The sequence below is a fragment of the Streptomyces sp. SID13726 genome, from assembly GCF_010548375.1.
GTDB lineage: Bacteria > Actinomycetota > Actinomycetes > Streptomycetales > Streptomycetaceae > Streptomyces.
The window spans coordinates 1-26085 of sequence record NZ_JAAGLY010000011.1 but is presented as its reverse complement, the minus strand read 5'-3'; the positions used below and the strand labels follow the sequence as shown (position 1 = coordinate 26085).

The 26085-nt window shown below is 72.9% G+C and carries 25 protein-coding genes and 1 pseudogene; 13 read left to right on the top strand and 13 right to left on the bottom strand.

Annotation, left to right across the window (positions count from 1 at the left end; genetic code table 11):
* The first annotated feature begins 18 nt into the window (after window positions 1-18).
* The 4 genes from G3I78_RS26935 to G3I78_RS26920 all read left to right on the top strand — a co-directional run bounded on the left by G3I78_RS26935 (window position 19) and on the right by G3I78_RS26920 (window position 5901).
* Entirely contained in the window at window positions 19-3183 is a 3165-nt protein-coding gene (locus G3I78_RS26935) for a cytochrome P450 (RefSeq protein ID WP_164429058.1), read from the top strand.
* Window positions 3184-3214: 31 nt separating this feature from the next.
* Complete coding sequence (locus G3I78_RS26930; RefSeq protein WP_164429049.1) at window positions 3215-4201, top strand: aminoglycoside phosphotransferase family protein; 987 nt, start codon at window positions 3215-3217, stop codon at window positions 4199-4201.
* 64 nt (window positions 4202-4265) lie between these two features.
* Window positions 4266-5570 carry an ROK family transcriptional regulator gene (locus G3I78_RS26925; RefSeq protein WP_164429047.1) on the top strand — a complete coding sequence of 435 codons (1305 nt, stop codon included), beginning with the start codon at window positions 4266-4268 and terminating at the stop codon, window positions 5568-5570.
* An 82-nt stretch (window positions 5571-5652) separates the two neighbouring features.
* Window positions 5653-5901 (top strand): hypothetical protein, encoded by a 249-nt coding sequence (locus G3I78_RS26920; RefSeq protein ID WP_164429045.1) that lies wholly within the window; start codon window positions 5653-5655, stop codon window positions 5899-5901.
* Window positions 5902-5918: 17 nt separating this feature from the next.
* Here the strand turns inward: G3I78_RS26920 and G3I78_RS26915 are convergent.
* Window positions 5919-6514 (bottom strand): annotated as a pseudogene (locus G3I78_RS26915) (NAD-dependent epimerase/dehydratase family protein); the annotation flags it as partial.
* A gap of 81 nt (window positions 6515-6595) precedes the next feature.
* Between G3I78_RS26915 and G3I78_RS26910 the strand changes: the two are divergent.
* Window positions 6596-7279, top strand: coding sequence for a M15 family metallopeptidase (locus G3I78_RS26910; protein ID WP_164429043.1), 684 nt, complete (start codon window positions 6596-6598; stop codon window positions 7277-7279).
* An 11-nt stretch (window positions 7280-7290) separates the two neighbouring features.
* On the opposite strand, the gene G3I78_RS26905 is transcribed toward G3I78_RS26910, so the two are convergent.
* From G3I78_RS26905 to G3I78_RS26890, 4 genes are all read right to left on the bottom strand, one after another.
* Entirely contained in the window at window positions 7291-8250 is a 960-nt protein-coding gene (locus tag G3I78_RS26905; RefSeq protein WP_164429041.1) for an SDR family NAD(P)-dependent oxidoreductase, read from the bottom strand.
* A gap of 304 nt (window positions 8251-8554) precedes the next feature.
* On the bottom strand, window positions 8555-9724 hold the full coding sequence (locus G3I78_RS26900; protein ID WP_164429462.1) for an aromatic acid exporter family protein: 1170 nt from the start codon (window positions 9722-9724) through the stop codon (window positions 8555-8557).
* Between the two features lie 8 nt (window positions 9725-9732).
* Window positions 9733-10389, bottom strand: a complete 657-nt coding sequence (locus G3I78_RS26895) for an HAD family hydrolase (RefSeq protein ID WP_164429039.1) — start codon at window positions 10387-10389, stop codon at window positions 9733-9735.
* Window positions 10390-10427: 38 nt separating this feature from the next.
* Window positions 10428-11465, bottom strand: coding sequence for a PHP domain-containing protein (locus tag G3I78_RS26890; protein WP_164429037.1), 1038 nt, complete (start codon window positions 11463-11465; stop codon window positions 10428-10430).
* 135 nt (window positions 11466-11600) lie between these two features.
* Between G3I78_RS26890 and G3I78_RS26885 the strand changes: the two genes are divergently transcribed.
* Entirely contained in the window at window positions 11601-11837 is a 237-nt protein-coding gene (locus G3I78_RS26885; RefSeq protein ID WP_164429035.1) for a hypothetical protein, read from the top strand.
* Window positions 11838-11846: 9 nt separating this feature from the next.
* On the opposite strand, the gene G3I78_RS26880 is transcribed toward G3I78_RS26885, so the two are convergent.
* Together G3I78_RS26880 and G3I78_RS26875 are read right to left on the bottom strand one after the other, a co-directional pair.
* Window positions 11847-13067 (bottom strand): RICIN domain-containing protein, encoded by a 1221-nt coding sequence (locus G3I78_RS26880; protein ID WP_164429033.1) that lies wholly within the window; start codon window positions 13065-13067, stop codon window positions 11847-11849.
* 111 nt (window positions 13068-13178) lie between these two features.
* Window positions 13179-13742 (bottom strand): VanZ family protein, encoded by a 564-nt coding sequence (locus G3I78_RS26875; protein WP_164429031.1) that lies wholly within the window; start codon window positions 13740-13742, stop codon window positions 13179-13181.
* 216 nt (window positions 13743-13958) lie between these two features.
* Between G3I78_RS26875 and G3I78_RS51270 the strand changes: the two genes are divergently transcribed.
* Both G3I78_RS51270 and G3I78_RS52180 read left to right on the top strand, forming a co-directional pair.
* Window positions 13959-14459 (top strand): monovalent cation/H+ antiporter complex subunit F, encoded by a 501-nt coding sequence (locus G3I78_RS51270; protein ID WP_239158070.1) that lies wholly within the window; start codon window positions 13959-13961, stop codon window positions 14457-14459.
* The gene (locus G3I78_RS52180; RefSeq protein WP_164429005.1) at window positions 14456-14656 is read left to right on the top strand and encodes a hypothetical protein; all 201 of its coding nucleotides are present in this window, start codon (window positions 14456-14458) and stop codon (window positions 14654-14656) included. The genes G3I78_RS51270 and G3I78_RS52180 overlap by 4 nt, the downstream gene beginning before the upstream one ends.
* On the opposite strand, the gene G3I78_RS26860 is transcribed toward G3I78_RS52180, so the two are convergent.
* Window positions 14657-15319, bottom strand: coding sequence for a DUF4230 domain-containing protein (locus tag G3I78_RS26860; protein ID WP_164429029.1), 663 nt, complete (start codon window positions 15317-15319; stop codon window positions 14657-14659). It abuts the gene before it with no gap.
* Window positions 15320-15471: 152 nt separating this feature from the next.
* On the opposite strand from G3I78_RS26860, the gene G3I78_RS26855 reads away from it, so the two are divergent.
* A complete protein-coding gene (locus G3I78_RS26855) occupies window positions 15472-16665 on the top strand; it encodes a cytochrome P450 (RefSeq protein WP_164429027.1) in 1194 nt (397 codons plus the stop codon).
* Here G3I78_RS26855 and otr(A) read toward each other — a convergent pair.
* On the bottom strand, window positions 16648-18504 hold the full coding sequence (otr(A), locus tag G3I78_RS26850; protein WP_164429025.1) for a tetracycline resistance ribosomal protection protein Otr(A): 1857 nt from the start codon (window positions 18502-18504) through the stop codon (window positions 16648-16650). The genes G3I78_RS26855 and otr(A) overlap by 18 nt on opposite strands.
* A 199-nt stretch (window positions 18505-18703) precedes the next feature.
* Here otr(A) and G3I78_RS26845 point away from each other — a divergent pair, with 199 nt between their 5' ends.
* A complete protein-coding gene (locus tag G3I78_RS26845) occupies window positions 18704-19657 on the top strand; it encodes a ribose-phosphate pyrophosphokinase (protein ID WP_164429023.1) in 954 nt (317 codons plus the stop codon).
* A gap of 66 nt (window positions 19658-19723) precedes the next feature.
* Here G3I78_RS26845 and G3I78_RS26840 read toward each other — a convergent pair whose 3' ends face one another.
* Entirely contained in the window at window positions 19724-20104 is a 381-nt protein-coding gene (locus tag G3I78_RS26840; protein WP_343243856.1) for an anti-sigma factor antagonist, read from the bottom strand.
* 233 nt (window positions 20105-20337) lie between these two features.
* Window positions 20338-20775 carry a MarR family transcriptional regulator gene (locus tag G3I78_RS26835; protein ID WP_164429019.1) on the bottom strand — a complete coding sequence of 146 codons (438 nt, stop codon included), beginning with the start codon at window positions 20773-20775 and terminating at the stop codon, window positions 20338-20340.
* Between the two features lie 103 nt (window positions 20776-20878).
* Between G3I78_RS26835 and G3I78_RS26830 the strand changes: the two genes are divergently transcribed.
* Together G3I78_RS26830 and G3I78_RS26825 are read left to right on the top strand one after the other, a co-directional pair.
* A complete protein-coding gene (locus G3I78_RS26830) occupies window positions 20879-22333 on the top strand; it encodes an aldehyde dehydrogenase family protein (RefSeq protein WP_164429017.1) in 1455 nt (484 codons plus the stop codon).
* Window positions 22334-22356: 23 nt separating this feature from the next.
* Window positions 22357-23463, top strand: coding sequence for an NAD(P)-dependent alcohol dehydrogenase (locus G3I78_RS26825; protein WP_164429015.1), 1107 nt, complete (start codon window positions 22357-22359; stop codon window positions 23461-23463).
* A 1-nt stretch (window position 23464) separates the two neighbouring features.
* Here the strand turns inward: G3I78_RS26825 and G3I78_RS26820 are convergent, their stop codons facing one another.
* A complete protein-coding gene (locus G3I78_RS26820; protein ID WP_164429013.1) occupies window positions 23465-24415 on the bottom strand; it encodes an NADP-dependent oxidoreductase in 951 nt (316 codons plus the stop codon).
* A 70-nt stretch (window positions 24416-24485) separates the two neighbouring features.
* Between G3I78_RS26820 and G3I78_RS26815 the strand changes: the two genes are divergently transcribed.
* On the top strand, window positions 24486-25436 hold the full coding sequence (locus tag G3I78_RS26815; protein WP_164429011.1) for a helix-turn-helix domain-containing protein: 951 nt from the start codon (window positions 24486-24488) through the stop codon (window positions 25434-25436).
* A gap of 144 nt (window positions 25437-25580) precedes the next feature.
* Here the strand turns inward: G3I78_RS26815 and G3I78_RS26810 are convergent.
* The coding region (locus G3I78_RS26810) for a TetR/AcrR family transcriptional regulator (RefSeq protein WP_164429009.1) at window positions 25581-26085 on the bottom strand (505 nt) is incomplete at its 5' end.

The window sequence follows — 26085 nt, the reverse complement described above, 5'->3', positions numbered from 1 at the left end:
AAAGGCAGTTGTCGCGCCATGCCCCCCACCGCGCAGCCCACCACCCCCACCGGCCTCCCCGTCGTCGACATCACCGCCACCGGCCCAGGCCGCACCCCGCTCCAGCAGGTCATGGGCCTGATGCGCGAGCACGGCCCGCTGCTCGTACGGCGGCTGCACGGGCGGGACGTCACCTTCGTCGCCGATCTCGACCTGGTCACCGAACTCGCCGACGAGACCCGGTTCGCCAAGGCGATCGGGCCCGCGCTGGAGAACGTCCGGGAGTTCGCCGCCGACGGGCTCTTCACCGCCTACAACGACGAGCCGAACTGGGCCAAGGCCCACGACATCCTGATGCCCGCCTTCGCGCTGGGCTCGATGCGCACCTACCACCCGGTGATGCTGCGGGTGGCCCGGCGGCTCATCGGCTCCTGGGATCGCGCCGCCCACGACGGACGGCCGGTGGACATCGCCGACGACATGACCCGGATGACCCTCGACACCATCGGACTCGCCGGGTTCGGCTACGACTTCGGCTCCTTCGGCCGGGACGAGCCGCACCCCTTCGTCGAGTCGATGGTGCGCTGCCTGGAGTGGGCCATGACCCGGCTCGCCCGCACCCCGGGCGGCGACTACAGCGCGGCCGACGAGGCATTCCGTGCCGACGCCGGCCATCTGGCGCAGGTCGTCGACGACGTGATCAGCTCACGCCGGGCGTCCGGCGAGAACGGCACCGACGACCTCCTCGGGCTCATGCTCAGCGCGACGCACCCCGCCGACGGCACCACGCTCGACACCACCAACATCCGCAACCAGGTGATCACCTTCCTGATCGCGGGCCACGAGACGACCTCGGGCGCGATGTCCTTCGCCATGTACTACCTGGCCAAGCACCCGGCCGTGCTCGACCTCGTCCGGCGCGAGGTCGACGGGCTGTGGGGCGACACCGCCGACCCGAAGCCCACCTTCGACGAGGTCGGACGCCTCACCTGCACCCGCCAGGTCCTCAACGAGGCGCTCCGCCTCTGGCCCACGGCCGCCGCCTTCAGCCGCCAGGCCCGCGAGGACACCCTGCTCGGCGGGCGCATCCCGCTGCGCGCCGGACAGGCCCTCACCGTGGTCGCCCCGATGCTCCACCGGCAGCCCGTCTGGGGCGACAACCCCGAGCTGTTCGACCCCTCACGGTTCACCCCGGAGGCCGAGGCCGCCCGCTCCCCGCACGCCTTCAAGCCCTTCGGCACCGGCGAACGCGCCTGCATCGGGCGGCAGTTCGCCCTGCACGAGGCGACCATGCTGCTCGCGCTCCTCGTGCACCGCTACCGGCTGCACGACCACGCCGACTACCGGCTCACGGTGAAGGAGGCGCTCACCCTCAAGCCCGACGGCTTCACCCTCGAACTGACCCCCCGCACCCCGGCCGACCGCGCCCACACGCCCCTGCCCGGTGCCGTGCCGCAGAACACGGCCGCCCCGACCGCCGACAGCACCCTGCCCGCGCGGGTCCTGCCCGGCACCCGTGCCCTCTTCCTGCACGGCAGCAACTACGGCACCTGCCGCGACTTCGCGGCCGGACTCGCCGACGAGGCCGCCGCGCTCGGCTGCGACACCGAGGTCGCCCCCCTCGACGCCTATGCCGACGGCCTCCCCACCGACCGCCCGGTCGTCATCACCGCCGCCTCCTACAACGGCCAACCGACCGACGACGCCCGGGAGTTCGCGGCCTGGCTGGATGGCGACCACGACCTCACGGGCGTCTCCTGCGCCGTCCTCGGTGTCGGCGACCGCAACTGGGCTGCCACCTACCAGCACTTCCCGACCCGCGTCGACGAGCGCCTCGCCGAACTCGGCGCCACCCGCCTCCTGGACCGCGCCGCCGCCGACGCCTCCGGCGACCTCACCGGCACGGTCCGCACCTTCACCGGCGACCTGCGCACCGCGCTTCTCCAGGCGTACGGCGACCCGGACGCCACCGGCGCCGAGCCCGAGCAGGCAGCCGCGGCCTACGAGGTCCGCACCCTCACCGGCGGTCCCCTCGACGCCCTCGCCGAACGCCATGACCTGGTCCCGATGACCGTCACCGAGGCCCACGACCTCACCGCACCCGGCCACCCCCGCCTGAAGCGCTTCGTACGGCTCGCCCTGCCCGAGGGCGTCACCTACCGCACCGCCGACCACGTCACCGTGCTCCCGGTCAACGACAAGGTGCTCGTCGAGCGGGCCGCCGACGCGTTCGGCGTCGACCTCGACGCCGTACTGGACATCCGCGCCGCCCGCCCGCGCCGCGACGGACTCGCCGTCGACCGGCCCCTCACCGTGCGCCAACTCCTCACCCATCACGTCGAGTTGCGCCAGCGCCCGACCGCCGGGCAGCTCACCGCGCTGGCCGAGGCCAACCCCTGCCCGCCCGAGAAGGCCCGGCTCGCTGCCCTGTCCGACGACCCGCGCACCCTCGTCGAGATCTTCGAGACCCACCCCGCGCTGCGCGGCGCCCTCGGCTGGCCGGCCCTGCTCGACCTCCTGACACCCCTGCGCCCGCGCCACTACTCGGTGTCCTCGTCACCGCAGGCCGACCCCCGCCACCTCGACCTCATGGTCTCCCTGCTGGAGGCGCCCGCCCGCTCCGGCAACGGCACCTACCGCGGGACCGGCTCGGGACACCTCGTCGACGTCCAGCCCGGCGACACCGTCCTGGCCCGTGTGCAGCCGTGCCGGGAGGCCTTCCGGGTCGACCACTCCGCGCCGGTCGTGATGATCTCGGCCGGTACCGGCCTCGCCCCCTTCCGCGGTGCGGTCGCCGACCGGGTCGCCGCCCTGGGCCGGGGTGAACAACTCCCGCCCGCCCTCTGCTACTTCGGCTGCGACGCCCCGGACGCCGACTATCTGCACGCCGAGGAGCTGCGATCCGCGGAGGCCGTGGGCGCCGTCCGGCTCCGCCCCGCCTTCAGCCGGGCGCCCGAGGGCCCGGTGACCTTCGTGCAGCACCGCATCGCCGCCGAGGCCGCCGAGGTCTGGGAACTGCTCGACGCGGGCGCCCGTGTGTACGTCTGCGGAGACGGATCGCGAATGGCACCCGGAGTGCGGGACGCGTTCCGTACCCTGTTCCGGGAGCACACGCCGGACGCCGACGACACGGCCGCCGAGCAGTGGCTGGACGGACTGGTGCGGGACGGGCGTTACGTCGAGGACGTGTACGCCGCGGGCTGATCCGCGCGAACGCGAGGGAAGGGGCGGGGCCTTGGTGGACTCCTGGGAACGGGGAAAGCGCGTTCTGGAGAGTGCGGGCCTCGCACCCGGCCTGCTCGCCGGGGTGCGCGCCCTGACCGGCGGCACCTACAACACCGTCGAGGAACTCCTCCTCGCCGACGGCACTCGGTACATCCTCAAGGTCCCGCCCCCGTCCACCGTCCCCGGCCTGCGCCACGAGCGGGAACTCCTCGTCTCCGAGGTGGAGTTCTACCGCGCGGCCACCGCCGCCGAGGTCGCCGCCCCGCGCGTGGTGGCCGTCGGCGAGGACGGGGGCGTACCGCACCTGCTGATGACGGCGTGCCCCGGAGAGCCGTGGGACGCCTCGGTCACCGAGGGCGAAAAGGGGCCGCTGCGGCGGGAGTTGGGCCGTCAGGTGGCCCGGCTGCACACCGTGACCGGACCGGGCTACGGCTACCCGTCCGGCGCCCTCGGCCCGCTCGCCCCGGACTGGCGGACCGCGTTCACCACCCTCGTCGGAGCCGTCCTGGACGACGCCCGGGACTACGGCCCCCGACTGCCCCGCCCCCTCGACCGGGTGGCCGCCACCCTCGCCGCCGCCTTCCCCGCCCTCGACGACGTCACGGTGCCCGCGCTGGTCCACTTCGACCTGTGGGACGGGAACATCCTGCTGCACCGCCCGGACGGCGGGGAGCCGCGCATCGGCGGGCTCATCGACGGGGAGCGGATGTTCTGGGGCGACCCCCTCGCCGACTTCGTCTCCCTCGCACTGCTGGGCGACATCAGGAAGGACGAGGCGTTCCTCGCGGGCTACCGGGAGGCCGGCGGCCACGCCGAGTTCGACGACTCGGCCCGGCTGCGGCTGGCCCTCTACCGGGCCTACCTCGACCTGATCATGATCACCGAGACGATCCCCCGCGCGTACGACGCCGACCGGGTCCGCTGGGTCCAGGAGACGGTCGGTCCGGACCTGGTGGCCGCCCTGGACGAGATCGCGGCCCTCACCGCCGGTCCGTGATCGCCCTTGAATCGACCACCCCTTACCTCATAGTGTGAATTAAGGGTTCGAGGAAGGGAGCCGCATGACGGAGCGGAACGGGCGCACGGTACGCGACCTCAGACGGGCCAACCGCACGGCCGTACTCCAGCGCCTCTACTTCGACGGCCCCCTCAGCCGCTTCGAGCTGGGGCCGGTGACCGGGCTGAGTTCCGGCTCGGTCAGCAACGTCGTCGCCGACCTGGTCGCCGACGGGCTGGTGGAGGAGGCGGGCAGCGTCGACTCCGACGGCGGCCGTCCGCGCACCCTGCTGCGGGTGGCGCCCGACAGCGGCCACATGATCGGCGTCGACGTCGGCGAGACCCGGGTGCGCATCGAGCTGTTCGACCTCACCCTCACCGAACTCGCCCGCGCCGAAAGGCCGTTGACCGGGCGCCGGTACGACGTCGACGTCATCGTCGAGCACATCCGCGACGGCATCGCCGAAGTGCTCGCCGCCGCGGGCACCGCGCCCGAGCGGCTGCTCGGCGTCGGCATCGGGGTGCCGGGCATCGTCGAGCACACCCCCCACAGCGGGGCGGTCGTGCACGGCCAGACCATCGGCTGGGACGCGATCCCCCTCGAAGCCCTGCTGCGCACCGGCTCCCCGCTGCCCGAGAGCGCCCGGTACTTCATCGACAACGGCGCCAAGACCCTCGGCCAGGCCGAGATGTGGTTCGGCGGCGGACGCGGCGCCCACAACGCCGTCGTGGTCCTCTTCGGCTCCGGCGTCGGCGCCTGTCTGGTGACGCCCGAGGTCGAGCACGGCCGGGCGGTCGAATGGGGGCATCTGACCGTACGGGTCAGGGGGCGCCGCTGCCGCTGCGGGGCGCTGGGCTGCCTGGAGGCCTACGCGGGCGCCGAGTCCCTGCTGGATCGCTGGCGCGAGGAGGGCGGCCGTCCGCCCGAGGGCGCCGACGAGGAGACCGCGCTCACCGCGATGCTCGCCGCCGCCTACCCGGACGAGGACACGGCAGCCGACGACGCCTCGGCCGACCCGGTGGCCCTCGCCGTCCTGGAGGAGACCGCCGAGTACCTGGGCGCGGGGCTGTCCGACCTGATCAACCTCTTCCAGCCCGAGCGGATCATCGTCGGCGGCTGGGCCGGGCTCCAGCTGGGCGCGCGGTTCCTGACCGCCGTACGGCGCCACGCGACGTCGTACGCGCTCCGGTACCCGGCCCAGAAGGTCACCGTGGACCTCGGTCGCCTCGGCCCCGACGCGGTCACCGTCGGCGCGGCCATCCTCCCGCTCGCCGACTTCTTCGCCCGCGGCGGCCGGCGCCCCTCCCCGGCACCCGAGGGACCGGCACCCGCCTGGCGGACGGCCCTGGAGGAGCGCGCCCCGCACTGACGTTTCGCCGACCTGGCCGGAGGTACTCGCGCTCCCGCCGAGAGAGCCGAGTGCCGAGAGGCCGAGAACGCGAAGGGAGGCCGTGGTGGAGCACCGTCACGAAGGACCCGGTGAGAACGGGGACCCCGTCCCGCGGGATCTGCCGGACCAGCAGGAGGGCGAGGGCGAGGACCCGTGGGAGGTCGCCACCGTGCCGGGCGACCCGGACGACGGGGCCTCCGAGTCCGACGACGTCCCCGACACCGACGAGGCGGGGACGAGCCGGCAGGGGGCGCCGCGGTCGGACACCGTGCACCCCGAGCACCCGGGAGCCGAGGAGTCCACGGGCTGAGGCACCGGCGGCGCGGCTCAGCCGACCTTGCGGCCCGCCATCGGCACGGTCCGCGCCCCCGCTCCCTGCCGCATCCCGCGCAGGAACTCCTCCAGGACCTCGCCCGCCGAGTGCTCCGGGCGCCAGCCCAGTTCCGTACGCGCACGCGTGCAGTCCATCAGGGGCAGACGCAGGACCGCGTCGAAGAGGTGCGGGGACGCGGGCAGCAGGTGCAGGCCCCAGGCGGCCGCGATGGCCGAACGGGCCGCGGTGCGGGGGAGCCGTACGGGACGGGCGTCGAGCAGTTCGCCCAGCATCTCCGCGTCGACCGGCGGCTCACCGGCCAGGTTGAAGGCGCCGCGGACATCCGAGCGCAGCGCGAGCCGGTAGGCGAAGGTGTCCAGGCGCGCTCCGGATACACCTTCTCCCGGCAGTACGCCGCGTCCGGCCAGCCGTGCGTCGGCCAGGACTCGTCCACCGCGTGGTCCTTCGGGCCCGGCGAGTACGCGCCGACGGACGAGGCGTGCACGAGGGCCGGCACCTCGGCCGCCGCCACCGCCTCGAACACCCGGATGGAGCCGAGGACGTTGGTGCGCCAGGTCGCCGCCGGGTCGTGCGTCGGCTGGAACGCCCACGTCGGCCGCCGGCGTCGCGCCCGGCCCCCGGTGATGCACCCGGTGCCCGGCGCGGTCGCCGGCCGCGAGATCATCGGTCCATGAGTGAGATCATCCTGATGTCCGACGACCGCGTGGCCGCCGTTCCCGTCGAGGAGAACGGGGAACCCCTCGTGGACGTCCGTGACCACCTCCTCGTCGACGGCCGCAAGCACGAGGACTCCCTGGGCGCCGAGATCCTGCTGCGCCGGGGCGTCCTCGACCGGCTGCTCGCGGCCGAGGCCCTGCTGCCCGCGGGACTGCGCTTGCTCTTCGTCGAGGGGTACCGCCCGCCCGCGCTCCAGCGCCACTACTTCGAGGAGTACGCCGACGAGCTGCGTACCGCGAACCCGGACTGGTCCGCCGACCGGATCCGCACCGCGGCCAGCCGGTACGTCTCCCCGCCGGAGATCGCCCCGCACAGCGCCGGCGCGGCCGTCGACCTGACCCTCGCCGACGCCGACGGCCGTGAACTCGACCTGGGCACCGCGATGAACGCCAACCCGGAGCAGAGCGACGGCGCCTGCTACACCGGCGCCGGGAACATCACCGAGGAGGCGAAGGCCAACCGCACCGTGCTGGGCGAGGCCCTGGGCGCGGCGGGCCTGGTCAACTACCCGACCGAGTGGTGGCACTGGTCGTACGGCGACCGCTACTGGGCGCTGGAGACCGGGGCACCGGCCGCGCTGTACGGGCCGAAGGAAGCGGCGTCGGTCCAGCCGCCGTCGGCTCCGGCGTCGCTCTAGCCGCCGCAGGCTCAGGCGAACGCGTTCTCGCCCGTGAGCTGTGCCGACAGCGTCCACAGGCGCTCCCCCTGCTCCGGGTCGGTCGCCCAGGCGCGGACACCGTTGCTCTGGTCGCCGTCGACGGCGGGCTCGGCGATGTCGCAGTCCTCCAGATAGACACCGCCCATCCCGGCGAGCTGCGGTGAGGTCGCGGCCCACACCTGCGTGGCCGCGCCCTGCTCCGGGGTCTTGAACAGGTCGGGGTACCGAAGCTCACCCCGCTCGTCGATCCAGCCGCGCTCGACCATCTCCTCCTTGGTGAGGTGGCGCTGCAACGGGGTGAGGATGCCGCCGGGGTGCAGTGAGAAGGCGCGCACACCACGGTCCCTCGCGAGCCGGTCGAGGTGGACGGCGAACAGGACGTTCGCCGTCTTCGCCTGGCCGTACGCCTGCCACTTGTCGTAGCCCTGTCGCCAGTGGACGTCGTCCCAGCGGATACCGGAGTTGTGGTGGCCGCGCGAGGACACCGAGACCACGCGGGCGCCGCCGGGCTCGATGGCCGGCCACAGCCGGTTGACCAGGGTGAAGTGACCGAGGTGGTTGGTGGCGAACTGCGCCTCCCAGCCGGGCCCGACCCGGGTCTCGGGGCAGGCCATGATCCCGGCGTTGTCGATGACGAGGTCGACCGTGCGGCCGGTGGCCAGGAAGCGGTCGGCGAAGGCGCGGACGCTCTCCAGGTCGCCGAGGTCGAGCTCGTCCAGCTCGACATCGTCGAGGCCGGCGAGGGCCTCCTTCGCGGTGTCGGGGCGCCGGGCCGGGACCACGACCCGGGCGCCGGCCTTCGTGAGGGCCCTGGTGGTCTCCAGGCCGAGCCCGGAGTAGCCACCGGTGACGATCGCGAGCTTGCCGGACAGGTCGATGCCCGAGAGGACCTCGTCGGCGGTGCTGTGGGCGCCGAACCCCGAACCGATCTTGTGCTGTGCAGTGCTCATGACGGGAACGCTACGAATTGGAGCGCACTCCAAGTCAAGCCCGGCCCGCGGGCCCGGCCCAAAGTCCGGTCCGGACATGAGGAAGCCCCGACCGGACGGGGGAATCACGGTCGGGGCGGTCTTGTGGTGGGCACGGACGGCGGTCGCCTCTCGGCGAAAGGCTCCACAGGGCTTCAGCCGAACGATCGTCCCTGTGGGCAAAAGGTGAGGCCCGGGGACACTGTCCCGTCCGTACCCACGGTCTGTTCAACGGGCAACCGCCCTGTGGTGTTCCTCCACGGCGGGCGTTGCGGGGTGATACGTGTCACGCGTTCCGACCGGCCGGAACGGTCTCGCTCCACAGGTTCTCCGCCTGGAGCAGCAGGGTCCCCAGGACCGCCGTACCGGCGGCCCCCTGCCCGGCGTGCTCCCGCAGCCCGTCCTGGAGCCGCCCGCGCAGCTCCCGCATCGCCGCCTCGGCCGCCTCGTCCGGAAGCGCGTCGTCACCGGACCCCAGCAGCCGGCGGCTCTCCGCGCGGCAGGCGTCGCCGACCAGCTCCAGCAGCCCGGCGTACGCCTCCAGCACCGGATCGGAGGGCGGTACGGGGGCCCGGTCGGCGTCGGCCGCGACGGCCAGGGTCCGGGTCAGCGCGCGGATGTGCCCGGTGACCCGGCTCCAGCGCTCGTCGTCCCGCTCCGGCGGGGCCGGCCCGGGAGGCCGCCGTACGGCCCGCAGCGGGGCGGCGGTCAGCCGCAGGCTCTCCCGGCTCCAGCCCCGCGCGGACCGCAGCGCCTCAAGACGGTGCTCCAGCCGCGCCGAGGCCGCCGACCAGGCCGGGGTGTCCCACGCGCCGTCCCGGAGATCCCCGGCCACGGCGTGCAGGACGTCCCCCGCCTCCCTGGCCAGCGCGGCCAGGTTCTCCCGCACGTCCCGCAGATGGATCGGCGGCAGCACGAACGCGTTCACGGCGACACCGATGACCGCCCCGAGCGCGGCCTGCCCCATCCGATGGCCGGCGGAGGACAGCCCGGCGGCGCCGGTGGCCAGGGTGAACAGGGCCGTGGTGGCACCGTGGATGCCCTGGTCGCCGAAGCGCGGCCAGTTCGCCAGCAGCACCAGCAGGGGCACGGACAGCGCCACCGCGCCCAGGGTGTTCCCGGTGACGGCGAGGGCCACGGAGGCGAGGAGCGTCCCGCAGCAGATCGCTCCGAACTGCCGGGCGGCCTGCATCAGCGAGCTGTACACGGTCGCCTGCATCAGCACCACCGCGACCCAGGGCGCCATCAGCGCCATCGGATCGCCCAGCCACACGCCCGCCACGAGCCAGGCCAGCAGTGCGGCGGCCGATGCCTTCAGCGATTGCACCACCAGATCGCGCTCACGCCCCGGCCCGCGCCAGGCGGCCCCGGCGGCCCTGCCGACCGCACCGGCCTCCTGCCGCAGGGCGTGCGCGGCCCGGGACCGCCGTCGTACGGTTCGCGTGCCCCGGGACATCGCCGGTGTCACGCCAGGGGGCTGTCCGCCAGGGAGGCCAGCAGCTGGGCGGGATCGTCGTAGACGGCCTGCGCGCCCGCCGCCACCAGGTCGGCGCGGGGGATGCCGCCGCACAGCACGCCCACACAGCGCACCCCGGCCCGGCTCCCGGCCTTCATGTCCCACACCGTGTCGCCCACGAACACCGCGTGCCCGGCGGGCACCCCGGCCAGCTCCAGGGCGCGCTCGACGGGCTCGGGGGCTGGCTTGCCGTGCTCCACGTCGTCGGCGCTCGCGGTGGCCGTGATCGCGTCGTCCGCCGAGATCGCCCGGCGCAGCGCGGACAGCTCGGCGCCGCCCGCCGAGGTCGCGAGGACCACCCGCCAGCCGTCCCGGTCGAGCCGGCGCAGCAGCCGTCCGGCGTCCTCGAACGGGGGCAGCCGGTCGAAGTACTGCGCGTACAGGGTCTTGTGGGCGGCGCTCAGCTCGGCGTCCCGGTCCTTGTCGCGGTCCTCGCCGAGGAGCCGGGCGATCAGGTCGTCGGAGCCGAGCCCCACGGCCCGGTGCACGGCGTGCGTCGGCACCCGGTGCCCCGCCTGCCGGAAGGCCTCCCACCAGGTCGTCACATGCAGATGGTTGGTGTCGACGAGAGTGCCGTCGACGTCGAACACTGCCGCCCGTGCCATGAACCTCCCCTTTCCTGTCGTGCGGCACGAGTACCACGTCAGGCGCCCGCCACTCGGGACGGCACCCACCCTTCCCGGGACCAGCCCAGCAGCTCCTCCCTGCTCCACGTGGTCACCACCCGCTCGTCCGGCACCCCGCACTCCTGGGCCCTGGCGCAGCCGAGGATCTGCCAGTCGAGCTGCCCGGGCGCGTGCGCGTCGGTGTCGACGGAGAACAGCACGCCCGCCTCGACGGCCCGGCGCAGCAGCCGGCGCGGCGGGTCGAGACGCTCGGGGCGGCTGTTGATCTCCACCGCCGTGCCCGACTCGGCACACGCGGCGAACACCTCGTCCGCGTCGAACTCCGACTCCGGCCGCCCCCGCCCGGTCACCAGCCGTCCCGTGCAGTGCCCGAGGACGTTCGCGTGCGGATCGCGTACGGCGGCCACCATGCGCCGGGTCATCGCGCGGGCGTCCATGCGCAGCTTGGAGTGCACGGAGACGACCACGACGTCCAGGCGCTCCAGGAGTTCCGGCTCCTGGTCGAGCGAGCCGTCGTCGAGGATGTCGCACTCGATGCCGGTCAGCAGGCGGAAGGGCGCCCAGGTGTCGTTGAGTTCCGCCACCACGTCCAGCTGGTGGCGCAGCCGCTCAGGGGACAGCCCCCGGGCCACGGTCAGGCGGGGCGAGTGGTCGGTCAGCACCGCCCACTCGTGGCCCAGCTCCGCCGCGGTGCGGCCCATCTCCTCGATCGGGCTGCCGCCGTCCGACCAGTCCGAGTGCAGATGGCAGTCACCGCGTAGCAGCGCCCGCAGCCGCTCGCCGCCCTCGGGCCGCGGCGCGGCCGACTCGCCCTCAAGCTTCTCCAGATAGCCGGGCACGTCCCCGGCCAGCGCCTCCCGCACCACCTGGGCCGTCTTCGGGCCGATCCCCTTGAGGGACTCCAGCGACCCGTTCCCCGCTCGCTCGCGCACCTCGTCGGCGGGCAGCCCGGTCAGCACCCGGGCCGCCGTACGGAAGGCGCGCACCCGGTAGGTCGGCGCCAGGGACCGCTCCAGCAGGAAGGCGATTCGCTCCAGGGCCTCGACGGGATCCATCGCCACCTCCTCCTCCAGGGTTCCCCAGGGCGACGGGGGCCGCACGGCGGGGGAGCGGACCGGCCGCGGAGCGCGGACGGCTCGGCGGAGGACGTACGACTCTCCCTCCCGCGGGATGCGCTCTACGCTCTATCCATGACCGAAATCGCGAGCCCGCACATCTCGAACCCGCGGATCATGGTGCTCGGGGTCCAGCCGACGACACCGCCCTTCCGGATCGTGGAGATCGACGGTCAGGTCGTCGGCGAGGCGAAGACCGTCACCGACGTCCTGGAGGCGGCCGCCGCCTTCGGGATCATCGTCCACGACCTGGACGACCCGGACGTGGTCCGCTGGGTCGGCGGCGACAAGTTCACCTGGACCCGGCACTGACGCGGCGGCTCAGCCGACCGTCCACTTCTGGTTGGCGCCGCCCGTGCAGGTCCACAGCTGGAGCCGGGTGCCGTCGGCCGAGCTGTTGCCGGTCACGTCCAGGCACTTGCCGGCCTGCGGATTGACGATGTCGCGCGCGCCCGTGACGGTCCACCGCTGGGCTCCGGAGCCGTTGCAGTCGTAGAGCTGCACCGGTGTACCGTCCGCGGTGCCGCCGCCCGTCACGTCCAGGCACTTGCCGAGCGCGCGGACCGTGCCGTCGGCGCCGACCGTCCACTGCTGGGCCGCGGTGCCGTTGCAGCCGTAGAGCTGTACGGCCGTCCCGTTCGCCGGGTTCGCTCCGGCGACGTCCACGCACTTGCCCGCGAGGCCCCGGATCGCCGTCCCGGTGGCCGAGTCGCCGGTGGTCACGGACACGTGGTCCACCACGAGCTGCTGCGGGAAGGCCGTCGAGCCGTCCGGGTCGCCTGGCCAGTAGCCGCCGACGGCGAGGTTGAGGATCAGGAAGAACGGCTTGTCGAACACCCAGGTCCGGCCGCCCAGGTCGGCGGGGGTGCGCCGCTGGTAGACGGTGCCGTCCACGGACCAGGTGATCGAGCCGGGCGCCCAGTCGACGGCGAAGGTGTGGAAGGCGTCCGCGAAGGCCTGGCCGTTCGGCAGGGAGTAGCCGGCGCCTATGCCGCCCGAGCCGGAGTAGCTCGGGCCGTGGATCGTGCCGTGCACGGTGGAGGGCTCGAAGCCGACGTTCTCCATGACGTCGATCTCGCCCGAGTCCGGCCAGTTCACGGGCGTGCCCAGCATCCAGAACGCCGGCCACATGCCCTGCCCGCGCGGGATCTTCATGCGCGCCTCGACATGCCCGTACTGCGCGGTGAACTTCCCGGAGGTGTTCAGCCGGGCCGAGGTGTACTGGCAGGTGCCGTACCAGCACGGGTAGTTGGCCGGGTTCTCCTTGCGCGCCGTGATCACCAGGTGCCCCTGGCCGTCCAGCGCCGCGTTCCTGTTGCCCGCCGTGTAGTACTGCCGCTCGTGGTTGTTGACGTTGTCGCCGGTCTCGATCTGCCACTTCGAGGAGTCGACGGCGGCTCCGGCGGGCCCGTCGAAGGAGTCGGAGAAGGTCACCGCGGCGGCGGAGACGGAGGGCGGGTCGGCCGCCGCGGTACCGGACGAGACCAGTACCGCGGACAGGGCGGCGAGCAGACATCTGCGCAGCAGGCGTGAGGCGGCCACGGCTCTTCCTCCGAGGTGGGGGGTGAAGGTGTCGCCTCTTGATTTAAGAAGTGAGCTAAGGGGTCGTCAATACTTTGGTACAGACCAGAAGTGGAGCGAAGTCCCGCCTCCTTACGACTTCTTCGCCGGCTTGTGCACGGCCCGGCTCAGCCGCCGCCCCAGCAGGAGATAGCCGATCAGCGCTCCGGACGTGTTCAGGATGACGTCGTCGATGTCGAAGGCGCGCCCCTCCACCAGGGCACCCTGCGCGAACTCCACCAGCAGCATCACCACGGCCGTCAGCAGCAGGATCCGCAGCGGCCCGCGGGTCTTGGGGGCCACGATCGGCACCAGGATCCCGAACGGCACGCCCAGCACGATGTTCCCGCCGATCTGCTTGACCGCGTCCCGCATCTCGGGCTGGTCCAGATAGGCCTTGAGGGAGGCGCCGGGATGCAGGTTGGTGTGGGTCAGATCCACCGACGCCGGCGAGGGCTCCAGGGTCAGCCGGGCCAGCACCACGGCGAACGCCACCATGAAGGCGAACGCGAACACCATCGCCACGAAACGGACGACGAGGGAGAGCGGATTGCGCCGGGGCCGGGCGGCGGCCTTCGGCGTGGGCTTCGCCGCGGGTTCCGTCTTGGCGGTGCCGGCGTCCGACCTCGCCCGCGAACGTGAGAGCACCCAGGCCATTGGTTCCTCCACTCTTCAACTTCCCTGTGTCGTAGGGCGGTTACCCCTGAACAGCCCGAGAATGCCGCCGCCCCACCGTCTCCTCGCGTTTCTCTTCGTACGGTCGGGGCACTCCGGGCTGAGAACCGCGCGCGTCGCCACCGCACGCCCCCGGCGCGGTGTTTGGATGGCCCGCGTCGGACGAGCCACGCGGTCGGAACCCGGAGGAGGCGGCGCATGGACAGGCGTCCCGCACTCCTCGCCACCGCCGAACTCCTCACCTGGTGGGCCGCGCTCACCGCGACCGGCCTCCTCGCCGGGGGAGTGGGCGCCACCGTGTGGGGCGTCGCCACCGGCCCGCTGCGCCGCCGGGTCGTGGCCCAGAACCTGTGCACCGCGTTCGCCTGCCCCGCCCTCCTGCTGCTCTCCCAGGGTTACGACCGTCCCTCCTACGTCGATCTCGCCCTGGTCCTCGCCCTGCTGGGCCCCGTCGGCACTCTCGTCCTCGCCGTGCTGTTCACCCTGGGAGCCCTGGGCCTCGCGGGACTTCCCCCCTTCGGCACGGCGCTCGGCAAGTCCCTGGCCGAGGAGGCGGTGGGCGGTCCGCTCACCGTGCTGTACGTGGCCGCGTCCGCCGTGACCGCCGCCGCAGTGCTGAGGTCGCCGCCCGGGTGTTCCTGGGCCTCGGACCGCGGCCCGAGACCCGGCACCGGGTCAGCCGGATTCCGGACACCATGACGGCGGTGCCCGCGGTGCTGCTCACGGGGGCCCTCGCCTTCCTCGCCGTCACCCACCCGGAGCCGTTCGCCGCACCGGACCGGGCGCTGTGGCTGCGGCGCCTGCAGTCCGGGCACGTCGGCGACTATGTGGCATGGATACTGGTCGGCACCACCGTGCTCGGTGCCCTCACCCTGCCCGGGATGCTCGGCGGCTGATCAGGTGCCGTAGGTGACCTCGACCTTCTTGAAGCCGAGGGAACCCAGCAGACCCTTCAGCATGTTGGTGGTGTTGGTCTCGGCCCGCTTGGTCAGCTCGCTCTCCTTCGCGGCCTCGGTGATGTGCTTCACCGCCAGTTTCTGCACCGCCTGTTCGCTGTTGGGGTTGTCGGAGAACAGATCGCCGAGCCGGTCGAGCAGACCGCGCTGCTTGGACACCGCGTAGGAGCGGTCCGCGTCCAGCGTGGCCTTGCCCAGCTGGGCGTGCGGCAGATGGAGCGTGGCGGCCGTGCGGTCCCCGTTGACCGTCACGTCGTTCTTGGCGACCTTGCCGAGGTCGACATAGGCGTCGACGGCACCCGCCCCGACGTACAGGGTGCGGGAGCCGCGGATCGCGTCGGGCAGGTACTTGGTGTCCTTCTCCAGGTCCACGACGACCTGGAAATTGCCGGAGGCCGCGTCGTAACGGCTGATGTCCTGGATGGACTCCAGAAGTGCGGGACCCGAACGGTCGTGGGTCTCGGTGCCGAACAGGTCCTTGAGGCCAGGGAGCACACTGAACCGGATACCGGCGAAGAACACCACGAGCACCACCACGACGGCGGTGAGTATCTTCGCCCAGCCGGGCATGCGCCTGGACACGCGCCTGATGGGAGTCGTCATGCGACGGCCCTCCTTCCTAGATGCACGGATGCCCAGGGATGACTCCCAAAAGCCTTGCCGGTCCCTCTTGTTGACCGATTGGGACACTCCCGGAGGCGCGAGCGGCGCACTAGCGTGGACGACTCTCCGTACCGGCGTGTCTGGAGACCCGCATGAGCGCAGACCACACGTCCCCGGCCCTTCGTCCCATGCACCGCATCCCCCTCCCCGAGTCCGGCCCGCCCCGGCTCACCACCCTCGCCACCGGCACCCCGGTGTGGCTCGTGACCCGCTACCCCGAGGTCCGCCAGGTCCTCATGGACCCGCGCTTCGACAGGAGGTCCCTCAAGGACGCGGACGCCCCGCCGCTGCTCGTCGTCCCGAACCTGCTGGACTCCCCGGACGGCCTCCTCAATCAGGACGGCCCGCCCCACCAACTGCTGCGCGGCACGGTCCAGCGGGCCTTCACGCCCCGCGCGATCGCCCGCTGGCGGCCCTGGACCGCCGCCGTGGTGGAGACCCTCCTCGACGACCTGGCCCGGCAGCCGCGCCCCACCGACATCGTCGAGGGCTTCACCCGCCGCCTGCCGGTGTCGGTCATCTCCCGGCTCATGGGCCTGGAACACGCCGACTGGGAACGCATCCGCGACTGGGCCGACCACGCCCTGTCCGGCGGCGCCCACACCGCCGCGGAGGTCGGTGCGGCCATGCGGGAGTTCGGCCTGTTCTGCGCGGAACTCGTCGCCGAGCGGCGCGAGAATCCGGGCGACGACCTGGTGAGCGCCCTGGTCGTGACGGGCGACGGCCTCGGCATCGAGGAACCGCGACTGGTCATCCTGGTCCTGGGCCTGGTGGTCGCAGGACACGAGACGACCATGACGGCCCTCGGCAACATCGTCGTCCACCTCCTCACCGACGGACGGGCGTCCTGGCCCGGCCTCGCCCAGAGCCAGGAAGCGGCCGAGACCGCGGTCGAACAGCTGCTGCGGACCATCCCGTTGAGCGAGGGCAGGGTGCTGCCCGGCCTGATCCGCCGGGCCGTCGAGGAGGTCGAGATCGGCGGGGTGACGATCCCGGCGGGCGCGGTGGTCGCCGTACAGACGAACGCGGCGAACCGGGACCCGGACGTCTTCCCCCAGCCGCAGGAGACCGACCTGTTCGCCCCTCTGACGACACCGAGCGTGGTCTTCGGCGCCGGCCCCCACCACTGCCTCGGCGCGTGGCTGGCCCGACTGGAACTCGGCCTGGCCCTGCACCGCCTGGCGGTCCGTTTCCCGGGGCTGCGGGCGGAGTTCACCCCGGAGACGATCGAGTGGCGGGAGGGCCGGATGACACGGGGGCCGCGGCGGCTACCGGTGTCCTGGTGAGGGCTGGTCGAGTTCCCGGTCGCCACCGAGCCTCGACCACCACACCCCCTCCCCGCGCGTGAGCCCCGGCAACCGCACCTCGATCTCCCGCACCCGCCCGGCAGGCAGCTCACCGGTGATCACCCACGCCGGGTCCCCGCCCGACGTGCCCGTGAACGAGGCGCCGAGTGAGGCGAGTCGAGCCGTGACCGAAGCCAACGCGTCCACCGGCACCTCCACCTCGAACGCGTGGCACGGCTCGAACACCCGCGTCCCCGCCCGCTCCAGCGCCCGCCGCAGCACGATCGGCGTCAGCCCGCGGAAGTCGGCGGCGGTACTGAGCGGCCCGACGAAGCCGGAGCGGATCAGCGTGACCCGGTAGTCCGTCACCGTCGCGCCGGTGAGCCCGGTCCGCATGCTCAGGTGCACCGTCTCCTCGACGGCCTGGTGGAACGCCCGGGGGAGCGCCCCGAGTTCCGTCTCGTACGCGAACACCCCGCCGGAACCGCGCTCGCCCGGCTCCACCCGCAGCCCGATCGTCGCCCAGTACCGCACGCGCTCGTGCCAGGGCAGCTCGTCACAGGCTTCGCCGGTGCCGGCGGGACGCTCCAGATACCGGACCCGGGCCGGTGTGAAGTCCGCCTCGACGCCGAAGTCCTGGGCGAGGGTCGCCGCGAGCACCTCCATCTGGACCTCGCCGTACAGGAGCAGTGACGTGGCACCCCCGGCCTCGGGCCGGGCGTGGATCAGCGGGTCCTGGTCGGCGAGGGCCAGCAGCGCCGAGCGCAGCCGGGCCGCCTGGCCGGGGCGGCGGGCGGTGACCAGGGTCTCCAGGGTCGGGGGCGCGAACTGCGGTGCGCGGTCCGTGAGTTCGCCGAGCCGGTCGCCCACGCGCAGGGCGGAGGAGAAGGTGAGCGCCGCGATGCCGCCCGCGCCGAGCGGACCGGTGAGGCGGGTGACCCGTCCGGAGACCCGGCCGGTGACGCCCTCGGCCTCACGCCGGAGAAAGGTGAGGCGCTGACGCTCCGTCACCTCACCGTCGTAGAGCCGCAGATACGCGGTGCGCTCGCCGCCGGGGCCGGGGCGTACGGCGAACACCGTCCCGCGCGGTGCGCCCCCGCAGGTCACGGGTGCGGGCGGGATCAGCCGGGTGACGCCCTCCACCAGGTCGGGGACGCCCTGGCCGCCGAGGGCGGAGCCGAAGTACACCGGGTGGAAGGAGGCGTCGGCGGTGCGTGCGGCGAGTGCCTTGCGCAGGTCGTCCGGGGTGGGCTCGGGGCCGTCCACGACCGCCCGCAGGATGCCGGCGTCCACGTCGGCGAGGGCCTCGGCCAGGTCCCCGGTGGGGCGGGCCGTCACGCGGGCCTCGGACGTGCCGAGACCCATCACCTCCGTCAGCGGGGCTACGTACGGCGTCAGCCGGCGCCGGATGTCGGCGAGCAGGTCCTCGTCGCGGGCGCCCGCCCGGTCGATCTTGTTGACGAAGATCAGCGTGGGCAGCCGCAGCCCGCGCAGGGTCCGCATCAGGACACGGGTCTGCGCCTGGACGCCCTCCACGGCGGACAGCAGCAGCACCGCGCCGTCGAGGATCTCCAGGGCGCGCTCGACCTCGGCGACGAAGTCGGAGTGGCCCGGGGTGTCGACGAGGTTGACGCGGGTGTCGCCGACGGTGAAGGAGGCGACCGCGGAGCGGATGGTGATGCCGCGCTGCCGCTCGATCGCGCCGTCGTCCGTGCGGGTGTCGCCGGTGTCGACGCTGCCGAGCCGGTCGATCGCGCCGTGGTCGAACAGCAGCCGCTCGGTGAGGCTGGTCTTACCCGCGTCGACGTGGGCCAGAATGCCGATGTTCAGGGTGCGCATACGGGATGGAGTCCTCGGAAGCCGTGGGCCGAAGGGGGCACTGGGTGACTTCGAGGAGTCGGCGCATGCGAGGGGTCCTGACGTGAGGGGGCTCGGACCCCGCCATGATGGCGCCCCGCCTCCGGGGGACCGCAACCGAATTTCGGCGGCCAGTAGCATGACCGCGGCAGCCCGAGATGATCATCCGAGGAGCGGATCCGTGCGAGACATCGCCGTGTTCAGCGGTAGTGCCCACCCCGAGCTGGCGGCGGAGGTCTGCGCGCATCTCGGTGTGCCGCTCAGCCCCACCCGGGTCAGCCGCTTCGCCAACGACTGCCTGGAGGTGCAGCTCCAGGCCAACTGCCGGGAACGGGACGTCTTCCTCGTCCAGCCGCTGGTCAGGCCGGTCCAGGAGCACCTGGTGGAGCTGCTGCTGATGTGCGACGCGGCGCGGGGTGCCTCCGCGCGCCGGATCACCGTCGTGATGCCGCACTACTCCTACGCGCGCTCCGACAAGAAGGACGCGCCCCGCATCTCGCTGGGCGGGCGGCTCGTCGCCGACCTGATGGTGTCGGCCGGTGCGAGCCGTGTCCTGGCCATGACCCTGCACTCGCCGCAGGTCCACGGCTTCTTCTCGGTGCCCGTCGACCACCTGCACGCACTGCGTGAACTGGCCGCGCACTTCCGGCAGTACGACCTCTCGCGCACCACCGTCGTCTCCCCGGACCTCGGCAACGCCAAGGAGGCGGCCGCCTTCGCCCGGCTGATCGGCGCCCAGGTGGCCGCCGGCGCCAAGCAGCGGTTCGCGGACGACCGGGTCAGCATCAGCGACGTCATCGGCGAGGTCGCAGGGCGGGACGTCATCGTGCTGGACGACGAGATCGCCAAGGGCTCGACGGTCCTCGAACTGCTGGGCAGGCTGCGGGAGTTGGGGCCGCGCTCGATCCGGGTCGCCTGTACGCACGGGCTCTTCGCCGACGGTGCCCTCAAGCGGATCGGCGAGCAGCCCGACGTGCTGGAGATCGTCTGCACCAACACCGTGCCGGTCCCCGACGAGGAGCGCACCGACAAGCTGCGCATCCTGTCCATCGCCCCGGCGCTCGCCGAGGCCGTACGGCGCATTCACAACGGTGAGTCCGTCAGCGCCCTGTTCGACGCGCCGCGGAGCGAATAGACGGGTGTGCAGGGGCGGGCCGGGGAGAACTTCGGGCTGCGGCACCACCATGCATGCCGAGCGGGGTCATAACGTCTCGGACGTGGCCTCGGGCTGTTCCAGGGCCGCGTCCACCGACGGCTGCGGGGGCAGCAGCCGGGACAGACCGGTCACCCGGATGATCCGCAGGGTGAGCGGGTGGGTGCAGACCAGGAGCAGCCGGCCGTCGTTGTCGAGGACGCGTGCCCGAGCCCGGTACAGCAGCCGCAGTCCGGAGCAGTCGAAGAACTCCACACCGCTGAGGTCGATCACCAGCCGCGGCTCCGGGCGACCGGTGACCCGGTCCAGATAGGGCAGGACCTCCATGGCCGCGGCGATGTCGATCTCCCCGCGGAACTCCAGGACCGTGTGACCGCGGTCCTGGTGGACGCGCAGATGCCGGGACAGCGGTGCAGGTTCCTGCTGCACGACGACATCGCCTCCAACCGGCTCCACGGACGGCAAAGGGTGCAGGTCACCGGGGGCCGGGGTGACGACGTGCTGTGAGCGTAGACGTGTCACCGTGCCCGGGGTGCGCGCAAATCCCTTCCCCGCCCTGCAAGTTACCCTCGATGGAGTGAATTTGAGCATGTTCGATTGACATATGTCTTTGAATTGTGGCCGCCGTTTTGTCACAAGGTCGCGCCGGGCTCACGCCGGGCTCACGACAGGGCGTGCCAGGCCTTGGTGAGCGCCTGGCGAAACTGCTGGGTCTGGTGCGTGGTGAGGTCCCGCACCATCCGCTCCTCCAGCTCCCGCACGGCGTTCTCGTGGCGCGCGAGCAGCTCGCGGCCCGCGTCGGTCAGCAGGATCAGCAGCTCCCGGCGGTTGGCCGGATTGCGCTCGCGGCGCACCAGTCCGCGGGTCTCCAGGGAGCGCACCAGGTCGGCGATCGACTGGGCGGTGACGAAGGAGTCCCGGGCCAGCTGCGCCGCGGAGAGCCCGTCGTGCCGCTCCAGGACGGTCAGGGCCGTGTACTGGAGCGCGGTGATCCCGGACGGCCTGACCAGCTCGTCCAGGTGGGAGCGGACAACGAGCTCCACCTGCTTCACCATGTAGAGGAGCGACGGGGGCGCCTTGGTCACCTGTGTGTCGAGCATGGGTTCAGGCTAGAGCATTGACAGGAAACCTGTCTGTAAAGAGACTGCGAACCAACAGGAATCCTGTTAGTTGAAATCTTGGCGACGATGCTGAGGAGCGGTGATGTCCCCCATCGAGATCGAACCCGGACGGCTGTTCGTGGGAGGCCAGTGGCGCGAGGCCGCCGACGGCGCCCGCACCGAGGTAGTCGACCCGTCCCGGGGCGTGGCCCTCACCACCGTCGCGGAGGCCGGCGCAGCCGACGTGGACGCGGCCGTGCGCGCCGCCCGGGAGGCCTTCGACGGAGGCACCTGGTCCGGACTGAGCGGCCGCGAGCGGGGCCGGATCCTGTACCGGGTCGCCGAGCTGATCCGCGAGAACGCCGATGAACTCGCCCAGTTGGAGAGCCTCGACGTCGGCAAGCCGATCTCGCTGTGCCACGCCGTGGACGTGACCAACGCGGCCAACGACTACGAGCACTTCGCCGCCCTCGCCCACTCCCTGGACGGCGCCGTCCGCGACACGCCCATGAACGCCCTCGCCTACACCAAGCGCGAGCCGCTCGGCGTGGTCGCCGCCATCACCCCCTTCAACTTCCCGCTGATCCTGGCCGGTTCGAAGATCGGCCCCGCGCTCGCGGCCGGCAACACGGTCGTGCACAAGCCGGCCGACGAGACCCCGCTCAGCGCCCTCTACATGGCCGGGCTGCTCCAGCGGGCGGGCGTACCCGACGGCGTGGTCAACGTCGTCACCGGCGCCGGACCGGTGGCCGGTGACGCCCTGCTGCGCCACCGCGGCATCGACAAGGTCGCCTTCACCGGCTCCACCGCGATCGGCCGGCACGTCGCCGCCACCGCCGGCGAGGCCCTCAAGCCCGTCACCATGGAACTCGGCGGCAACGCGGCCAACCTCGTCTTCGAGGACGCCGACCTGGAGAAGGCGGTCGGCGCGATCATCAAGGCGTTCGTCTTCAACACCGGCCAGTTCTGCATGGGCGGCCCGCGCCTCCTCGTGGCCCGACCCGTCCTCAGCACGCTGCTCGGCATCCTCGCCGAAGCCGTCCCCGGCGTGCCGGTGGGCGACCCGCGCGACCCGGGGACCGTCGTCGGGCCGATGGCGGGGGAGAAGCACCTCAAGAAGGTCGAGGAGTACGTCGACCTCGCCCGCAAGGAGGGCGGCCGGATCGTCTGCGGCGGTGAGCGCCTCGACCTCGACGGCGGCTACTACTACCGGCCCACCGTCATCGCCGACCTCTCCAACGACTCCCGGGTCGTGCAGGAGGAGATCTTCGGGCCGGTCCTCACCGTGCAGCCCTTCGACACCGAGGACGAGGCGGTCGCCCTCGCCAACTCGACGCCGTACGGCCTGGCCTCGGGCGTCCAGACCACCAACCTGGCCCGTGCGCACCGGGTCGCCGACCGGCTCCAGGCGGGCATCGTCTGGGTCAACGACTGGGCGATGCTCGACCCCGCGGTGCCCTTCGGCGGGGTCAAGGACTCCGGCTACGGCCGCGAGTACGGCCCCGAGGCGCTGGACGCCTACACCAAGGTCAAGTCCGTCGTTGTCTCGCTCGGCTGAGCGCTTCCAGAGGAGTTCCACCGATGTCCATCACCACCCGTGCCGCGGTCGTCGAGTCCGGCGGCGCGCCCTTCACCCTCTCCGACGTCACCCTCGACGAGCCCGGACCGCGCGAGGCGGTCGTCCGCATGGTCGCCACCGGGCTGTGCCACACCGACCTGGGCGTGGCGAGCGGCGGCCTCCCCTTCCCGCTGCCCGGAGTCCTGGGCCACGAGGGCGCGGGAGTCGTCGAGGCCGTCGGCCCCGCCGTCACCGGCGTCGCCCCCGGCGACCACGTCGTGCTGTCCTTCACGTCCTGCGGCGACTGCCGCAACTGCGACGGCGGCCACCCCGCCTACTGCGCGACCTGGCTGCCGCTCAACCTCCTCGGCGGTCGCCGGGCGGACGGCACCAGCACCATCAGCCGGGACGGCGAGCCGCTCGGCGGCCACTTCTTCGGCCAGTCCTCCTTCGCCGAGCGCGCCCTGGTCGACGAGCGCAGCCTCGTCAAGGTCGACCGGGACGTACCGCTGGAGTCCGTCGCCCCGCTCGGCTGCGGAGTGCAGACCGGAGTCGGCGCGGTGTGGAACGTACTGAAGCCCGGCACCGGGTCCACCATCGCCGTCCTCGGCGCCGGAGCCGTCGGACTCTCCGCCGTCATGGCCGCCGCCCTCACCCCCGCCACGACGATCGTCGCCGTCGACCGGGTGGCCGAACGCCTCGAACTGGCCAGGGAGTTGGGCGCCACCCGCACCGTCAACGCCGGCGAGGAGGACCTCGGCGAGGCGCTCGCCGCGATCACCGGCGGACAGGGTGCCGACGGCATCGTGGAGACCACCGGCAACGTCGGCGTCCTGCGCCAGGGTGTCGACGCGCTCGCCGCCCGCGGCACGGTGGTCGTCGTGGGCGCCCCGCCCTTCGGCACCGAGGTCTCCCTCGACGTCAACGGGCTGCTCGGCGGCAAGAAGGTCGTCGGCCTCACCCTCGGCGACGCCGAGACCCAGAGCTTCATCCCCGCCCTGGTCCGCCTGGTGAAGGAGGGGCGGCTCCCGCTGCACCGCCTGATCAGCACCTATCCGTTCGCGGACATCGACCAGGCGGTGCGGGACATGGGAGCGGGCAAGGCCATCAAGCCGGTCCTGACCTTCTGAGTCAGTCGACCGTGAGGACCAGCTTCCCCGTGGTGCGGCCGGTGTCGCCGAGCGCGTGTGCCTCGGCGGCAGCGGCCAGCGGGAAGGTGCCGGCGATCGCGGGGCGCAGCTTCCCCGCGTCCACCAGCTCCGCGATCGCCTTCATCCCGGCACGGTCGGCGTCCACCAGCATGTTGAGGGCCCGCACCCCGAGCCGCTCGACCTCCTCGCGGAACCCGTCCGCGCCCACCGGCAGGATCGACACCACCAGACCGCCCGGACGCAGCACCCGCAGCGAGCGCAGCGCGGTGTCGCCGCCCAGGGTGTCGAGGACCACGTCGACGTCCTTCACGGCCTCGGCGAAGTCGCTCTCCCGGTAGTCGATCAGCTCGTCCGCGCCCAGCCCGCGCAGGAACTCGTGCTTGCCCGCGCTGGCCGTACCGATCACGTACGCGCCCCGCGCCTTGGCGATCTGGACGGCCACGTGCCCGACGCCACCGGCCGCCGCGTGCACCAGGACCCGCTGCCCCGGCCGGAGGCCGGCGTGCTCCACCAGGGCCTGCCACGCGGTCAGGGAGACCAGCGGGAGCGCTCCGGCCTCGACATGGCTGAGCGTGGCAGGCTTGTGCACCAGGGCGCGGCCCGGGGTGATGACGTACTCGGCGTGCGAGCCGTGGCCGTACGGGTAGGGCAGCATCCCGAAGACCTCGTCGCCGGGCGCGAGGTCCGCGACGCCGAACCCGACCGCCTCGACCACGCCCGACACGTCCCAGCCCAGGACGAACGGCGGCTCGCCCAGGAAGAGGCCGAGCGCGCGGTGCTTCCAGTCGGTGGGATTGAGACCGGCGGCCCGCACCCGCACCAGCACCTCGTTGGGCCGCGGCTGCGGACGCTCCACCTCGACTTCCTTCAGGACCTCGGGACCGCCGAGGACGTCCTGGCTGATGACTCGAATCGTGTTCACAGTGCTCATGCTGTTCAGCCTGCCGGGGGCCGCCCGACGGGGAAATGGCATGATTGCCAACATCCGATAGAATCGTGCCATGGCACATGTGGAACGAGTGGTGGTCCTGGCGCTGGACGGCGTCTACCCCTTCGAACTGGGCATCCCGGCCCGGATCTTCAACGCCGCCGACGGCAGGTACGAAGTGCTGACCTGCACGGTCGACGGCCGTCCGGTGCGCAGCAACGCGGACTTCACCATCGGCGTCGACCACGGCCCCGAGATCCTCGGCACCGCGGACACCGTGGTGATCGCCCCCGTCGACCCCTCCCGGGTGAGCGGAGACCTGCCGGACGCCGTCCGGGCGGCCCTGGAGCTGATCCGCCCCGACGCGCGGGTCGTCTCCATCTGCACGGGCGCCTTCGTGCTCGCGGCCGCGGGGCTCCTCGACGGCCGCAGGGCGACCACCCACTGGGCCGTCGCCGATCATTTCCGGCGGATGTTCCCGCGCGTCGACCTGGACCCGGACGTGCTCTTCGTCGAGGACGGCCGGATGCTCACCTCGGCCGGGGCGGCCTCCGGCGTCGACGTGTGCCTGCACATCGTCCGCACGGACCACGGCGGGGAACTCGCCAACTGGGTGGCCCGCTGCTGTGTCGTCCCGCCGTTCCGGGACGGCGGCCAGGCCCAGTACATCGCCCAGCCCGTCCCCGAACCGGGCGCCGCGAGCACGGCCGGGACCCGGATGTGGGCCCTGGAGCGCCTCGACGAGCCCCTCGCCCTGGCCGACCTCGCCGGCCACGCCCGGATGAGCCTGCGCACCTTCGCCCGCCGCTTCAACGACGAGGTCGGCCTCAGCCCCGGCCGCTGGCTGATCCAGCAGCGCGTGGTCCGGGCCCGGCACCTCCTGGAGTCCAGCGACCTGTCGGTCGACCAGATCGCCGGCCAGGTCGGCTTCGCCACCGGCGCGTCCCTGCGACAGCACCTGCACGCCGCGATCGGGGTGTCCCCGCAGGCGTACCGGCGGACGTTCCAGACGGCGGCACGCTGACGTTGCGGGAGGTACCGGCCGGGCCGGGCGCTGGAGTGCGGGGGGCCCACCTGGGCGACGACCCCTGAGGTCGGCGGGACGTGCGTGTCCTCGAAAGGAGTGCACGGACGTACGTGGAGACCCTGGCCTGCGAGTGAGCGGACCTCACCGGCTCGCATGCAGCGCGACCAGCAACTGCCAGACCTGGTCGGCGATGTCGGCCGCGCTCGCGTCCAGCAGGCCGTGCAGCCAGTCGCCCAGCACGCCCGCGAAGGTCGCCGCGACCGCCGAGGCGACCAGCGGGGCGTCGGCGGCGCCCGCGAGATGGCGTTCGCGCAGGCTGTAGGCGCGCAGGTCCCGGTGCAGGACCCGGCCCAGCGGCCCGCCGCCACCGGGCGCCAGCAGGGACCGGTACAGGGCGGCGTGCGGGGTCAGCGAGGCGAAGAACTCCGCGAGCGCGGGCGGCGCGTGCACCGGGTCGGGCCGCCCCCGCCAGGCGTGCAGCGCCTCCACCGCGTCCCGTACGACATCCGCGCAGGCGTCGACGGCGAGCGCCTCCAGGCCGTCGTAGTGGACGTAGAAGGTCGCCCGGCCGACCCCGGCCCGCCGCACCAGCGCGGCCACCCCGACCTCCGCCAGCGGCCGCTCGGCGCACTCCGCGAGCAGCGCC

Bases quoted from the DNA above. Each gene is read 5' to 3' on its own strand.
- G3I78_RS26935 (WP_164429058.1), top strand. From the start codon at position 19: ATGCCCCCCACCGCGCAGCCCACCACCCCCACCGGCCTCCCCGTCGTC.
- G3I78_RS26925 (WP_164429047.1), top strand. From the start codon at position 4,266: ATGACGGAGCGGAACGGGCGCACGGTACGCGACCTCAGACGGGCCAAC.
- G3I78_RS26910 (WP_164429043.1), top strand. From the start codon at position 6,596: ATGAGTGAGATCATCCTGATGTCCGACGACCGCGTGGCCGCCGTTCCC.
- G3I78_RS26905 (WP_164429041.1), bottom strand. From the start codon at position 8,250: ATGAGCACTGCACAGCACAAGATCGGTTCGGGGTTCGGCGCCCACAGC.
- G3I78_RS26900 (WP_164429462.1), bottom strand. From the start codon at position 9,724: ATGTCCCGGGGCACGCGAACCGTACGACGGCGGTCCCGGGCCGCGCAC.
- G3I78_RS26895 (WP_164429039.1), bottom strand. From the start codon at position 10,389: ATGGCACGGGCGGCAGTGTTCGACGTCGACGGCACTCTCGTCGACACC.
- G3I78_RS26890 (WP_164429037.1), bottom strand. From the start codon at position 11,465: ATGGATCCCGTCGAGGCCCTGGAGCGAATCGCCTTCCTGCTGGAGCGG.
- G3I78_RS26885 (WP_164429035.1), top strand. From the start codon at position 11,601: ATGACCGAAATCGCGAGCCCGCACATCTCGAACCCGCGGATCATGGTG.
- G3I78_RS26875 (WP_164429031.1), bottom strand. From the start codon at position 13,742: ATGGCCTGGGTGCTCTCACGTTCGCGGGCGAGGTCGGACGCCGGCACC.
- G3I78_RS51270 (WP_239158070.1), top strand. From the start codon at position 13,959: ATGGACAGGCGTCCCGCACTCCTCGCCACCGCCGAACTCCTCACCTGG.
- G3I78_RS52180 (WP_164429005.1), top strand. From the start codon at position 14,456: ATGACGGCGGTGCCCGCGGTGCTGCTCACGGGGGCCCTCGCCTTCCTC.
- G3I78_RS26860 (WP_164429029.1), bottom strand. From the start codon at position 15,319: ATGACGACTCCCATCAGGCGCGTGTCCAGGCGCATGCCCGGCTGGGCG.
- G3I78_RS26855 (WP_164429027.1), top strand. From the start codon at position 15,472: ATGAGCGCAGACCACACGTCCCCGGCCCTTCGTCCCATGCACCGCATC.
- G3I78_RS26835 (WP_164429019.1), bottom strand. From the start codon at position 20,775: ATGCTCGACACACAGGTGACCAAGGCGCCCCCGTCGCTCCTCTACATG.
- G3I78_RS26830 (WP_164429017.1), top strand. From the start codon at position 20,879: ATGTCCCCCATCGAGATCGAACCCGGACGGCTGTTCGTGGGAGGCCAG.
- G3I78_RS26825 (WP_164429015.1), top strand. From the start codon at position 22,357: ATGTCCATCACCACCCGTGCCGCGGTCGTCGAGTCCGGCGGCGCGCCC.
- G3I78_RS26820 (WP_164429013.1), bottom strand. From the start codon at position 24,415: ATGAGCACTGTGAACACGATTCGAGTCATCAGCCAGGACGTCCTCGGC.
- G3I78_RS26815 (WP_164429011.1), top strand. From the start codon at position 24,486: ATGGCACATGTGGAACGAGTGGTGGTCCTGGCGCTGGACGGCGTCTAC.